Annotated in this window: 13 protein-coding genes; 9 read left to right on the forward strand and 4 right to left on the reverse strand. The window is 57.2% G+C overall.

Annotated features, from left to right (window positions below):
• Positions 1 to 365 precede the first annotated feature (365 nt).
• The 5 genes from malK (at position 366) to ubiA (ending at position 5,510) form a co-directional block, all read left to right on the forward strand.
• A complete protein-coding gene (gene malK, locus HB664_RS04600) occupies positions 366 to 1,475 on the forward strand; it encodes a maltose/maltodextrin ABC transporter ATP-binding protein MalK (RefSeq protein ID WP_023310005.1) in 1,110 nt (369 codons plus the stop codon).
• Positions 1,476 to 1,546: 71 nt separating this feature from the next.
• A complete protein-coding gene (locus HB664_RS04605) occupies positions 1,547 to 2,884 on the forward strand; it encodes a maltoporin (protein WP_072210885.1) in 1,338 nt (445 codons plus the stop codon).
• 112 nt (positions 2,885 to 2,996) lie between these two features.
• On the forward strand, positions 2,997 to 3,950 hold the full coding sequence (gene malM / locus HB664_RS04610; protein WP_033144386.1) for a maltose operon protein MalM: 954 nt from the start codon (positions 2,997 to 2,999) through the stop codon (positions 3,948 to 3,950).
• 180 nt (positions 3,951 to 4,130) lie between these two features.
• Positions 4,131 to 4,628, forward strand: a complete 498-nt coding sequence (gene ubiC / locus HB664_RS04615) for a chorismate lyase (protein WP_023334136.1) — start codon at positions 4,131 to 4,133, stop codon at positions 4,626 to 4,628.
• A 12-nt stretch (positions 4,629 to 4,640) separates the two neighbouring features.
• On the forward strand, positions 4,641 to 5,510 hold the full coding sequence (ubiA, locus tag HB664_RS04620; protein ID WP_032662636.1) for a 4-hydroxybenzoate octaprenyltransferase: 870 nt from the start codon (positions 4,641 to 4,643) through the stop codon (positions 5,508 to 5,510).
• 87 nt (positions 5,511 to 5,597) lie between these two features.
• On the opposite strand, the gene zntA is transcribed toward ubiA, so the two are convergent.
• Together zntA and HB664_RS04630 are read right to left on the reverse strand one after the other, a co-directional pair.
• Positions 5,598 to 7,769, reverse strand: coding sequence for a Zn(II)/Cd(II)/Pb(II) translocating P-type ATPase ZntA (gene zntA, locus HB664_RS04625; protein ID WP_219940411.1), 2,172 nt, complete (start codon positions 7,767 to 7,769; stop codon positions 5,598 to 5,600).
• Positions 7,770 to 7,845: 76 nt separating this feature from the next.
• Positions 7,846 to 8,472 (reverse strand): lysoplasmalogenase, encoded by a 627-nt coding sequence (locus HB664_RS04630; RefSeq protein WP_029741976.1) that lies wholly within the window; start codon positions 8,470 to 8,472, stop codon positions 7,846 to 7,848.
• Positions 8,473 to 8,601: 129 nt separating this feature from the next.
• Here HB664_RS04630 and HB664_RS04635 point away from each other — a divergent pair, with 129 nt between their 5' ends.
• Positions 8,602 to 8,958, forward strand: a complete 357-nt coding sequence (locus HB664_RS04635; protein ID WP_219940412.1) for a DUF2500 domain-containing protein — start codon at positions 8,602 to 8,604, stop codon at positions 8,956 to 8,958.
• Between the two features lie 60 nt (positions 8,959 to 9,018).
• On the opposite strand, the gene HB664_RS04640 is transcribed toward HB664_RS04635, so the two are convergent.
• Both HB664_RS04640 and rsmD read right to left on the reverse strand, forming a co-directional pair.
• Positions 9,019 to 9,300: a DUF1145 family protein gene (locus HB664_RS04640; protein ID WP_010436509.1), complete on the reverse strand. Its 282-nt coding sequence runs from the start codon at positions 9,298 to 9,300 to the stop codon at positions 9,019 to 9,021.
• Entirely contained in the window at positions 9,284 to 9,886 is a 603-nt protein-coding gene (gene rsmD, locus HB664_RS04645) for a 16S rRNA (guanine(966)-N(2))-methyltransferase (RefSeq protein ID WP_024906689.1), read from the reverse strand. The genes HB664_RS04640 and rsmD overlap by 17 nt, the downstream gene beginning before the upstream one ends.
• Before the next feature lie 127 nt (positions 9,887 to 10,013).
• Here rsmD and ftsY point away from each other — a divergent pair, with 127 nt between their 5' ends.
• Genes ftsY through ftsX form a run of 3 tightly spaced genes read left to right on the forward strand, consistent with a single transcriptional unit; the run spans position 10,014 to position 13,190 of the window.
• Positions 10,014 to 11,474 (forward strand): signal recognition particle-docking protein FtsY, encoded by a 1,461-nt coding sequence (ftsY, locus tag HB664_RS04650; protein WP_047059433.1) that lies wholly within the window; start codon positions 10,014 to 10,016, stop codon positions 11,472 to 11,474.
• Between the two features lie 2 nt (positions 11,475 to 11,476).
• Positions 11,477 to 12,142, forward strand: a complete 666-nt coding sequence (gene ftsE, locus HB664_RS04655) for a cell division ATP-binding protein FtsE (RefSeq protein ID WP_025758973.1) — start codon at positions 11,477 to 11,479, stop codon at positions 12,140 to 12,142.
• Complete coding sequence (gene ftsX, locus HB664_RS04660; protein ID WP_032662628.1) at positions 12,135 to 13,190, forward strand: permease-like cell division protein FtsX; 1,056 nt, start codon at positions 12,135 to 12,137, stop codon at positions 13,188 to 13,190. Before ftsE ends, ftsX begins: the two co-directional genes overlap by 8 nt.
• Positions 13,191 to 13,356: the final 166 nt, after the last annotated feature.

A 13,356-nucleotide genomic window follows, 5' to 3' on the forward strand; every position in this document is an offset into this window, starting at 1 on the left:
CCATCCTTTTTGGTGATGTCTCATGGTATGACTTCAGTGGTTCAACGTGTCTCAGTCTCCTTATTTGACATCCTCTTTCCATCCTCCCAACCCCTACGCCCCACCCCCCGTTTGTGTGATCTCCGTTGCATAAATTTAAGTTATGAGTGCTGGCGCACATAAAAACCCACCGAATTTTGCAGGCGGCTTCACGAATTTTGCCTCAGCCCGCCCATGGCGGTCGCAGAGCCTGCTCCCTCATCCTCCCGCCTCCTCCCCCATAAAAAAGGCGGGGGGTGGAGGATTCGGGAAAGTAATGGATACCCCATAGTGAACTTATCTTGAATGTTTCTGTCGGTGACAGGTTGTAACGAAGGGAGAAGGGCATGGCGAGCGTACAGCTGCGTAATGTAACGAAAGCCTGGGGTGACGTTGTGGTGTCGAAAGACATCAATCTGGACATCAACGAAGGCGAATTCGTGGTGTTTGTTGGCCCATCAGGCTGTGGTAAATCTACTCTGCTGCGTATGATTGCCGGTCTTGAAACGATTACCAGCGGCGACCTGCTGATTGGTGATACCCGAATGAACGACATCCCGCCTGCCGAACGTGGCGTCGGTATGGTGTTCCAGTCTTATGCACTCTATCCACACCTTTCCGTTGCCGAAAATATGTCCTTTGGCCTGAAGCTGGCCGGCGCGAAGAAAGAGGTCATTAACCAGCGCGTGACGCAGGTGGCGGAAGTGTTACAGCTGGCCCACCTGCTGGAGCGTAAACCAAAAGCGCTTTCCGGTGGTCAGCGTCAGCGTGTGGCGATTGGCCGTACGCTGGTGGCCGAACCGCGCGTGTTCCTGCTCGATGAACCTCTTTCTAACCTGGATGCCGCCCTGCGCGTCCAGATGCGTATTGAAATCTCCCGTCTGCACAAGCGTCTTGGCCGCACGATGATTTACGTCACCCACGATCAGGTGGAAGCGATGACCCTCGCCGACAAAATCGTGGTGCTGGATGCCGGCCGCGTGGCGCAGGTGGGTAAACCGCTGGAGCTGTACCACTACCCGGCAGACCGCTTTGTTGCGGGCTTCATTGGCTCGCCAAAGATGAACTTCCTGCCCGTCAAAGTGACCGCGACAGCCATTGAACAGGTACAGGTGGAGCTGCCAAACCGCCAGCAGGTCTGGCTGCCGGTCGACAGCGCCAACGTACAGGTCGGGGCAAACATGTCCCTCGGTATTCGTCCTGAGCACCTGCTGCCGAGCCACATCGCTGATGTGACCCTGGAAGGTGACGTTCAGGTCGTCGAACAGCTTGGTCACGAAACACAGATTCATATCCAGATCCCCGCCATCCGTCAGAACCTGGTCTACCGCCAGAACGACGTGGTGTTGGTAGAAGAGGGTGCCACATTCGCTATCGGCTTGCCGCCAGAGCGTTGCCATCTGTTCCGTGAGGATGGCACTGCATGTCGTCGGTTGCACAAAGAGCCAGGCGTTTAAGCAATCCCAAAAGAAGACACGAAACCGACAGGTGAAGTGTTCAAAGAAAAGCAATGATCTCAGGAGATAGAATGATGATTACTCTGCGCAAACTTCCTCTGGCAGTTGCCGTCGCAGCGGGCGTAATGTCTGCTCAGGCAATGGCCGTGGATTTCCATGGTTATGCTCGTTCCGGTATCGGCTGGACGGGTAGTGGCGGCGAACAACAGTGCTTCCAGGCAACCGGTGCTCAAAGTAAATACCGTCTCGGTAACGAATGTGAAACCTATGCGGAACTGAAACTGGGCCAGGAAGTGTGGAAAGAAGGCGATAAGAGCTTCTACTTCGACACCAACGTCGCGTATTCCGTGGCGCAACAGAACGACTGGGAGGCCACTGACCCGGCGTTCCGTGAAGCCAACGTGCAGGGTAAAAACCTGATTGAGTGGCTGCCAGGTTCGACTATCTGGGCCGGTAAGCGCTTCTATCAGCGTCATGACGTCCACATGATCGACTTCTACTACTGGGATATTTCAGGTCCTGGTGCAGGTCTTGAAAACATCGACGTAGGTTTTGGTAAGCTCTCTCTGGCTGCAACCCGTTCTTCTGAAGCCGGCGGTTCTTCATCCTTCGCCAGCAACAGCGTTTATGACTACACCACTCGCACGGCAAACGATGTCTTTGACGTGCGTTTAGCCCAGATGGAAATTAACCCGGGCGGTACCCTGGAGCTGGGGGCTGATTACGGCCGTGCAAACCCACGTGATGATTATCACCTGATCGACGGCGCATCTAAAGATGGCTGGATGTTCACCGCTGAACACACGCAGAGCATGCTGAAAGGCTACAACAAATTCGTTCTGCAATATGCAACTGACTCTATGACCTCTCAGGGTAAAGGTCTGTCGCAAGGTTCGAACATTGGCACCACTGACGATATCAACTACGGCATCAACAACAACGGGCACCTGTGGCGCGTACTTGACCACGGTGCTATCTCGCTGGGCGATAGCTGGGATCTGATGTACGTCGGTATGTACCAGGATATCAACTGGGATAACAACAACGGTACGAAATGGTGGACCGTAGGCGTTCGTCCTATGTACAAATGGACGCCTATCATGAGCACTCTGCTTGAAGTGGGCTACGACAACGTCAAATCTCAGGAAACTGGCGAAACCAACAACCAGTATAAAATCACCCTGGCACAACAGTGGCAGGCTGGCGACAGCATCTGGTCACGTCCAGCAATCCGCGTCTTCGCCACCTATGCCAAGTGGGATGAGAAATGGGGTTATGCGCCTTCAGGTAAAAACTCCGTTGCGGGTTACACCCCAGGCATGGCCTATAGCGATACCACTGCGAAAAGCTTCAGCCGCGGCGACAACGATGAGTGGTCCTTCGGCGCCCAGATGGAAATCTGGTGGTAATCCCGTCTTAACCTGACGTAATGACCAAACTGAGGGGCGCAAGCCCCTCAATCCTTGGGACGGCGCGCTATTGCCTGGCTACCGCTGACCTGTGCATTTTGAGGTGATAACAATGAAAATGAACAAAACTCTCCTTGCCCTTTGTTTAACCGCAGGGCTGCTGGCAAGCGCGCCTGCTGTAACGCTCGCTAACGTCAATTTCGTTCCGCAAAACACAACATCCGCGCCAGCCATTCCGACAGCGGCATTGCAACAGCTTGTCTGGACCCCTGTCGATCAGTCTAAAACCCAGACCACCCAGCTCTCAACGGCTGGTCAGTCACTTAATGTTCCGGGTATTACCGGCCCTGTCGCTGCGTATAGCGTACCCGCCAATATTGGTGAACTGGCCATTACCTTGACCAGTGAAGTTAATAAGCAGACGAGTGTATTTGCACCAAACGTGTTAATTCTCGATCAGAACATGACGCCATCTGCCTTTTTCCCAAGTGAATACTTTACGTATCAGGAGCCCGGCGTGATGAGCGCCGACCGTCTGGAAGGCGTCATGCGCCTTACGCCAGCGCTGGGCCAGCAAAAACTCTACGTCCTGGTCTTTACCACTGAGCAAGATCTTCAGAAGACCACCACGTTGCTCGATCCGGCTAAAGCCTACGCAAAAGGTACCGGTAACGCGATTCCTGATATTCCAGACCCGATTGCTCGTCACGTCACCGACGGAACGTTAAAGCTGAAGGTGAAAACGAACAGCGGTTCAAGCGTGCTGGTCGGCCCGCTGTTTGGCTCTTCCGGTTCCGGCCCTGTCACTGTAGGTAACACAGCTGCTCCTGCCTATACCGCGCCAGCTGCCACGGCAGCCGCACCGGTAGCGACCGCAGCGCCTGCCCCGGTGAAGAAAGCCGAGCCGGTACTGAACGACACCGAAGAGTACTTCAACAACGCCATTAAGCAGGCGGTGAAGCGCGGCGATGTCGATAAAGCGCTGAAACTGCTTGATGAAGCCGAACGTTTAGGTTCAACCACTGCCCGTTCCACCTTTATCAGCAGTGTAAAAGGCAAGGGGTAACCGTTTCCCCACAGTGCTGATTTGTTAGTAGTTTGGTGCGCCTGAGTGGGCGCACTTTTTTTCGTATCCGCCAGACTGTTGCGCCCATGTTGCGATCGTGATCGTTAAATAACGTTTGGCCCCCCTCAATCCGTGTTTCTGCGATACAATGCCATTACGTTATGTATCGGAGAGTCTGGCATGTCACACCCTGCGCTAACGCAACTGCGTGCGCTGCGCTATTTCGACCAAATACCTGCGCTTGATCCGCAGCAACTGGACTGGCTGTTGCTGGAAGATTCAATGACGAAACGTTTTGAGCAACAGGGTAAAACGGTCACGGTGACCCTGATTCAGGAAGGGTTTGTCTCGGGCGATGAGATCGCCAGCGAGCTGCCGCTGCTGCCGCAAGAGCCACGCTACTGGCTGCGCGAAATTTTACTCTGCGCTGATGGTGAGCCGTGGCTTGCCGGGCGGACGGTGGTCCCCGAGTCCACCCTTTCCGGGCCAGAGCTCGCGCTGCAACGTCTGGGGAAAACGCCGCTGGGGCGCTACCTTTTCACCTCGTCTGAGCTTACCCGGGATTTTATTGAGATTGGTCGTGATGCCGAACTCTGGGGGCGTCGTTCCCGCCTTCGCCTGAGCGGTAAACCGTTAATTCTGACGGAGCTTTTTTTACCGGCATCACCGTTGTACTAAGAGGAAGAAAAAATGGAGTGGAGCCTGACGCAGAATAAGCTGTTGGCGTATCACCGCTTAATGCGTACCGATAAACCCATTGGCGCGTTACTGCTGCTGTGGCCGACCCTGTGGGCGCTGTGGCTCGCCACGCCGGGCGTGCCGCCGCTGTGGATCCTGGCCGTGTTCGTTGCCGGCGTCTGGCTGATGCGCGCGGCGGGCTGCGTGGTGAATGACTATGCCGATCGTAAATTCGACGGTCATGTTAAGCGTACTGCCGGACGTCCGTTACCCAGCGGGCAGGTCACCGGGAAAGAAGCCCGCGTGCTGTTCATTGTTCTGGTGCTGCTCTCTTTCCTGCTGGTGTTAACCCTCAACACCATGACCATTCTGCTTTCCGTTGCGGCGCTGGCGTTGGCCTGGGTATATCCCTTTATGAAGCGCTATACCCACCTGCCTCAGGTGGTGCTGGGCGCGGCGTTTGGCTGGTCGATTCCGATGGCGTTTGCGGCGGTTAGTGAGTCCTTACCGCTCAGCTGCTGGCTGATGTTCCTGGCGAACATTCTCTGGGCGGTGGCGTATGACACGCAATACGCGATGGTAGACCGCGACGATGACCTGAAAATTGGCATCAAATCCACCGCCATCCTCTTTGGTCGTCAGGACAAGCTGATTATCGGTATCCTGCAGGTCGCGGTACTGGCGCTGATGGTCGCGATCGGTCGCCTGAACGGGCTGAACTGGGAGTTTTACTGGTCCGTGCTGGTGGCGGGACTGCTGTTTGCGTACCAGCAAAAGCTGATTGCGAAGCGTGAGCGTGACGCCTGTTTTAAAGCGTTTATGAACAACAACTACGTCGGTCTGGTGCTGTTTTTAGGCCTGGCGATGAGCTATTTCTTATAAAAAAGTCGGGTGGCGGCTTCGCCTTACCCGACCGATGAGTTAACAGGACATGGAGGCCCGGTAAGCGTTAGCGCCACCGGGCTTTTTTTACCGGCGACGCAGCAGCCGGAGCGCGTTCGCCGTCACCAGCACCGTTGCCCCGGTATCCGCCAGCACCGCCAGCCACAATCCGGTCATGCCGAGCAGGGTCGTCACCAGGAAAATCCCTTTCAGCCCGAGCGCAATGCCGATGTTCTGACGGATGTTGGCCCGCGTCGCGCGCGCCAGGGCGATCGTCTGCGCCAGCCCGGTCAGGCGGTTGTGGGTCAGCGCCGCGTCGGCCGTTTCCAGCGCCACGTCGGTACCACTGCCCATTGCAATACCAATGGTGGACGCTTTCATCGCCGGGGCATCGTTAATCCCGTCACCGACCATCGCCAGCGGCGCGCGGGCGTTCAGCGCCGTCACGGCGCTGACCTTATCCGCAGGCAACAGTCCGGCTTTAAACTCCAGCCCCAGCTCACCGGCAATCGCTGCCGCCGCGCGAGGGTTATCACCGGTAAGAATAACGCCCTGCACGCCCAGCTTGTGCAGCGCCGCTACGGCTTCTTTGGCGTCATCGCGCAGGGTATCGCGCAGCGCCAGCATTCCCTTCGCCACGCCGTCCTGCATAACGCTCACGACGGTTTGTCCGGTCTGTTCTAACGCCTCAACCTCTGGACTGGAAGACTTGCCTGCCGCGACAATCAGCACATTTTTACCGTCAACGGTGGCCTCAATCCCTGACCCGACCAGCGCCCGCTGGGCGGTTGCCGGAGGGATATTCAGCCCGCGCGACTGCGCTTCTCGCACAATCGCCTGCGCCAGCGGGTGAGTGGACCCCTGTTCAACGGCGGCGGCCAGTGTAAGCAGCTCATCTTCACTGGTTTCCTGAGGATACACGCCGGTCACCTGCGGCTTGCCCACGGTCAGCGTACCGGTTTTATCGAAGGCGATATGCTGAACCTGGCTCAGCTGCTCCAGCGCCGCGCCGCCCTTAATCAGCGCGCCGCGCCGCGCCGCCGCCGCCAGACCTGAGGTAATCGCCGCCGGGGTGGAAATCACCAGCGCGCACGGGCAGCCAATCAGCAGCAGCGTCAGCCCTTTATAAATCCAGCCCTCCCACGGGGCGCCAAAGAACAGCGGCGGGACGACGGTGACCAGCAGGGCAACCAGCATGATGGCAGGGGTATAAATCCGGCTGAAGCGATCGATAAAGCGTTCGACCGGCGCGCGGCGCTCTTCGGCCTCTTCAATCAGCTTCAGGATACGGTCGATGGCGCTGTCGCCCGGCTCGGAAAGCACGGTGAGCTGCACCAGACGGTCGACGCTGGTGGCGCCAGCAGGCACTTTTTCACCCGCGGCGCGCTCTACCGGAATGGATTCCCCGGTCAGGGCGCTTTCATCAAAGCTCGCGGTGGCGGTAAGCAGCGCGCCGTCGGCAGGCAGACGCCCCCCTGCGGCCACCTCAATCACGTCGCCCGGGCGCAGCGTATTGATGGCGACCGTTTCACGCGTGCCGTTTATCACGCGAGTGGCAGTTTCCGGCTTCAGCGCCATCAGCGCGCTGACCCCTTTACGCGCCCGGCTCGCCGCCCAGCCCTCAAGGCGTTCGCCGATTAAGAACAGCAGCAGCACCATCGCCGCTTCTGCCGTCGCGCCAATGAACAGCGCGCCGATCGCCGCCACGCTCATCAGCGTTTCGATGGCAAACCAGCTGCCGCTTTTCATCAGGCGCAGCGCCTGACGGGCAATCGGGAACAGGCCGACCAGCGTGGTGGCGATAAACGCCAGATTGCCGAACGGATGGTTAATCTGCTCCAGCCCCCAGCTCAGGGCCATCATGATGATGAGGGTAATGAGCGGCAGGTTTTCTTTCAGGGAGGAGGCTTTTTCAACGGGCGCCGTTTCGCTGCGCAGGGTATAGCCCGCCTGGCTGACGGCAGCTTCAACCTGCTTGCTGACGTCGTTATCGGCGCTGACCAGCAGCTTTTCGGTGGCAAACAGCACCTGAACGTGGCTCACGCCCGGCACCTGCTTGACGGCGTTTTCCACCTTGCGGGCGCAGGCCGCGCAGTCCATGCCGTTGACGACCCAGCTGTAGCGGTTGCCGCTTTCAGGAAGGGGTTGAGTTGGCGTTTCGCACGCGCCTTCGCAGCAGCAGTCGTCTTTCGACGGAGCCGGGCTGAGCTTAAGTGCCGAGAATTGAGGGACTTTTTTTGGTATTTCTGGAGTCGACATGGCAGTCTCCGGCAATGATAATTTTCTCATTAACCGCAGCATACACTCTGGAGTCGACTCCAGAGTCAAGCGCTATTTAGATATACAGCGAACGCACAATCAAGAAATGCCCGGCAAAGTAACACGCGGAGGCTATCGCGTTATCCGCCCGGAAGCGGCGGCGATAGTGGCTGCCCAGCCAGACGACATTCCCGATCAGCAGCAGCGCGGCGCCGAAGAACGCGGACATCGCCGGAGCGGTCGGACGGAAGAACCACAGTTCACCTGCCAGCCACACCATCACCAGCGTCATGGCGATAAACGTACAGACCGGCAAACGCATCTCTTCCAGTCGTGACCAGATCACCGCAATCAGCAGGGCGCCAATCACCAGCAGTACCAGCGGCAGCGGCCAGAAGAAGGAGAGCGTCATCTGGCTGGCAAAGTAGATGGTATACAGCAGATGGGAGAGGAAGAACGCCCCAACGGCGTACAGCAGGCGCTGTCGCGGCAGCAGGGTTAAGGCATCGCCTATCAGGGATGCACACAGCCCGGCGAGCACCAGATAGCTGACGGCGTTGAACATCGGCGCTTGCCAGGCCAGCAGCAGTAGGAGCAACAGCGTGACCGGTTTAAACAACCAGCGCTGCCAGGTGGGACCGCGGTACGATGCATCGACATAAAGCCATGCGGAAAAACAGACAGCGATAAATGACCAAAGCATATTAACTCCCTGTATCTGTTAAGTCTGAATAATCAGTTTCTGATCCAGTGTAGTGACGCGGGCGGGCGTTTGGCAATGGCGGGGAAGGCAAGGTATCCTGAATTCCGCATAATCTTATGGGATTTTAGAATGAGCAAGATGCCGCTTTTTTTCATTATCGTGGTGGCGATTATCGTCATTGCCGCCTCGTTCCGTTTCGTGCAGCAGCGCCGCGAGAAGGCGGATAACGATGCCGCACCGCTGATGCAAAAGCGCGTGGTGGTGACGAACAAGCGTGAGAAGCCCCTCAACGACCGCCGCTCGCGCCAGCAGCAGGTGACGCCTGCGGGAACCAGCATGCGCTATGAAGCGAGCTTTAAGCCGGAAACGGGCGGCCTGGAGATGACCTTCCGCCTGGAGGCGCAGCAGTACCATCAGCTGACGGTGGGGGAGAAAGGGACGTTGAGCTACAAAGGGACGCGGTTTGAAGGGTTCAGGACGGAATAATGCACGAACGGTCCCCTCTCCCTGTGGGAGAGGGTTAGGGTGAGGGCATCAGGCCGCGCCTTACTTCTTCACCTGCGCCTTAAACTTCTTCATCCACACCAGCAGTTCAAACACGCCGAAAATAAACACGCGCAGCTGCTGCCAGCCCGTCATCTGCGGGCCGTCTTTCGGCAGGCCGTTTTTCAGCATCACCATCTGCAGGGCGTGCATAAACGACGTGAAAATCAGCGCGACGTTAACGAAAATATTCATCGGGCGCGGGAAGGGGTGTACCAGGTTGAGAATTAAAAACGCCCAGACGCCCAGCATCAGCAAACGTCCCAGGTTAATCAGTACCGGCATCGGAGCCTCCTTGTGCCTGACGGTGATAAAGACGATAAGCGACCTGGCCGGCGACCTTTTCGCGGTGCAGATCCCAGTGGGCGGGAACCGGCGGTAAACCGTTTTCCACTTCGCTTTCAACATAAATTAGCGCGTCATCCGCCAGCCAGCCGTTTTGCTCAAGCAGGGATAACGTCTCTTCCAGCAGCCCCTTGCGGAACGGCGGATCGACAAACACCACGTTATGCGGCGTGCCTTTCTGCGCAAGAAAACTCAGCGTATTGGTGTTCACGACTTTGGCGTTGCCCGCCTTCAGCGTCGCCAGATTTTGCTGCAGCGTCTGCGCAACGCCGCGCTCCATCTCCAGCAGCGTGGCGCTGGCGGCATAGCGCGACAGCGCTTCCAGGCCGAGCGCGCCGCTTCCGGCGAAGCAGTCCAGGCAGTGGGCGTCTACCATTGACGGGGCCAGCCAGTTAAACAGCGTCTCGCGCACGCGGTCAGTAGTAGGGCGTAAACCGGGGCTGTCCGGCACCGGTAATTTCCGGCCTCGCCACTGACCGCCGATAATACGAATTTGACCGGCCGGGGCGCGGTTGGGTTTCTTCATCTCAGGAAAGCTCTGTTAACAATTGGCCTGCGATTGCGGGCGGTGATGTCAATTAAGTAAAGTGTTAGACTATTTCATCATTTTTTTAGCTTCCATGTATATAGCGCCGCGAGGAGTGTAGTCGCAGATGGCAAAACAAAAAAAACGTGGCTTCTTTTCCTGGCTGGGCTTCGGTGAAAAAGAGCAAGAAACAGAACAGAAAACCGAAGAGCAACAAGCCGTTGAAGAGCAGTCACAGCCTGAAACGCCTGTAGAAACCGCCGCGGTTGTCGAAGCGGAAGAAACGGCGCACAGCAAAGAAGAGATTGAATCCTTTGCTGAAGAGGTGGTTGAGGTCACGGAACAGGTTCAGGAGAGCGAGAAGCCAGAGCCGGTTGTCATTGAGGCCCTTGCCGAAGCGCCGCAGGCCGTTATCGAACACGAAGAGCTGCCGCTGCCGGAAGAGGTGAAAGCCGAAGAGGTTTCTGCCGAAGAGTGGCAGGCCGAAGCGGAAACCGTTGAAATTGTTGAGGCGGTGGAAGAAGAAGCGGCACTCGAGCCAGAGCTGACCGATGAAGAGCTGGAAGCCCAGGCGCTGGCGGCAGAAGCCGCGGAAGAAGCGGTCATCGTCGTGCCGGTAGAAGAGCAGGCCGAAGAAGAGAGCGTCCAGGAGCAGGAAAAACCGACCAAAGAAGGTTTCTTCGCGCGCCTGAAGCGCAGCCTGCTCAAAACCAAAGAAAACTTAGGTTCCGGATTTATCAGTCTGTTCCGCGGCAAGAAGATCGACGACGATCTCTTTGAAGAGCTGGAAGAACAGCTGCTGATTGCGGACGTCGGCGTGGAAACCACCCGTAAGATCATCGCCAATCTGACAGAAGGGGCGAGCCGCAAACAGCTGCGCGACGCCGAAGCGCTGTACGGTTTGCTGAAAGACGAGATGGGTGAAATTCTCGCAAAAGTTGACGAACCGCTTAATATTGAAGGCAAAACGCCATTTGTTATTCTGATGGTCGGCGTGAACGGCGTGGGTAAAACTACCACCATCGGCAAGCTGGCGCGTCAGTTCGAGCAGCAGGGCAAATCGGTGATGCTGGCGGCGGGCGATACCTTCCGCGCGGCAGCGGTTGAGCAGCTGCAGGTTTGGGGCCAGCGCAACAACATTCCGGTGATTGCCCAGCATACCGGCGCGGACTCCGCGTCCGTGATCTTCGACGCCATCCAGGCGGCGAAGGCGCGCAACGTGGACGTGCTGATTGCCGATACCGCAGGGCGTTTGCAGAACAAATCGCACCTGATGGAAGAGTTGAAGAAAATCGTTCGCGTCATGAAGAAGCTGGACGAAGACGCGCCGCATGAAATTATGCTGACCATTGATGCCAGCACCGGACAGAACGCCATTAGCCAGGCGAAGCTGTTCAATGAAGCGGTAGGACTGACGGGGATCGCGCTGACCAAGCTGGACGGCACCGCGAAAGGCGGGGTGATCTTCTCCGTGGCCGATCAGTTCGGTATTCCTATCCGTTACATCGGTGTGGGCGAGCGTATTGAGGATTTGCGTCCGTTTAAGGCGGACGACTTTATTGAGGCATTATTTGCCCGAGAGGACTAACAATGATTCGCTTTGAACACGTCAGCAAGGCCTATCTCGGTGGGAGACAAGCGCTGCAGGGGGTGACATTCCACCTGCAGCCGGGCGAGATGGCATTCCTGACCGGCCATTCCGGCGCGGGGAAAAGTACCCTGCTCAAGCTTATCTGTGGGATCGAGCGGCCAAGCGCCGGGAAAATCTTTTTCGGCGGCCATGAGATCAGCCGCCTGAAAAACCGCGAAGTGCCGTTCCTGCGTCGTCAGATCGGCATGATTTTCCAGGATCACCACCTGCTGATGGATCGCACCGTTTTCGATAACGTGGCCATTCCGCTGATTATTGCCGGCGCCAGCTATGACGATATCCGCCGCCGCGTTTCTGCGGCGCTGGATAAGGTCGGGCTGCTGGACAAAGCGAAGAACTTCCCGATCCAGCTCTCCGGCGGTGAACAGCAGCGCGTGGGCATCGCCCGCGCGGTGGTGAACAAGCCTGCCGTACTGCTGGCGGATGAACCAACCGGTAACCTGGACGATGCCCTGTCCGAAGGGATTTTGCGTCTGTTTGAGGAATTTAACCGCGTAGGAGTCACCGTATTGATGGCGACGCACGACATCGGGCTCATTTCCCGTCGTTCGTACCGCATGCTGACCCTGAGCGACGGGCATTTGCACGGAGGCCACGGTGAATAAGCGTGATGCAATAAACCAGATTCGGCAGTTCGGGAACCGGTTTGACCGTTTCCGTAAGCCGCAGGGCGGTGGTGACGGCAATCGTAATGCGCCGAAGCGCCAGAAGGCCGCGCCAAAACCGGCCTCCCGTAAAACCAACGTGTTTAACGAGCAGGTGCGCTACGCCTTCCACGGCGCGCTGCAGGACCTGAAAAGCAAACCGCTGGCGACGTTCCTGACGGTGATGGTGATCGCCATCTCCCTGACGCTGCCAAGCGTCTGCTATATGGTCTATAAAAACGTCAACCAGGCGGCCTCACAGTATTATCCGTCTCCGCAGATCACGGTCTATATGGATAAAGCGCTCGACGATAACGCCGCGGCACAGGTGGTCGGGCAAATCCAGGCCGAGCAGGGCGTGGAGAAGGTCAACTATCTCTCCCGTGAAGACGCGCTGGGCGAGTTCCGTAACTGGTCTGGTTTTGGCGGCGCGCTGGATATGCTCGAAGAGAACCCGCTGCCCGCCGTGGCGGTGGTGATCCCGAAGCTGGATTTCCAGGGGACCGATTCGCTTAACACCCTGCGCGATCGCATCACGCGCATTAAGGGCATTGATGAAGTGCGCATGGACGACAGCTGGTTTGCGCGCCTTGCTGCCCTGACCGGGCTGGTAGGACGCGTCGCGGCGATGATTGGCGTGCTGATGGTAGCGGCGGTCTTCCTCGTCATCGGCAACAGCGTGCGCCTGAGCATCTTTGCCCGTCGCGATACCATTAACGTGCAGAAACTGATTGGTGCGACGGATGGTTTCATCCTCCGACCGTTCCTTTACGGTGGCGCATTGCTCGGTTTTTCCGGTGCATTTCTTTCACTGATATTGTCAGAAATTTTGGTGATGCGGCTCTCTTCTGCCGTGACTGAAGTGGCGCAGGTTTTCGGAACGAAGTTTGATATCAGTGGCTTAGGCTTCGATGAGTGCCTGTTGCTGCTGCTGGTTTGTTCGATGATTGGGTGGGTGGCAGCCTGGCTGGCAACCGTTCAACATTTACGTCACTTTACTCCCGACTAATAAAAGCGTGATATAATCTTTCCCTGCACCGAGATGCTCGCTCTGCAGGGAAAGCGTCCCTGTTGTCGCTTCCCCTGTTATCATCTCCATGTCACAATTTGTGCGTAATTTATTCACCGTTGCACCTGGAACTTGTGGATAAAATCACTGTCTGATAAAAGAGTGA

It is taken from the genome of Enterobacter sp. DNB-S2, assembly GCF_019443845.1.
Lineage (GTDB): Bacteria > Pseudomonadota > Gammaproteobacteria > Enterobacterales > Enterobacteriaceae > Enterobacter > Enterobacter asburiae_B.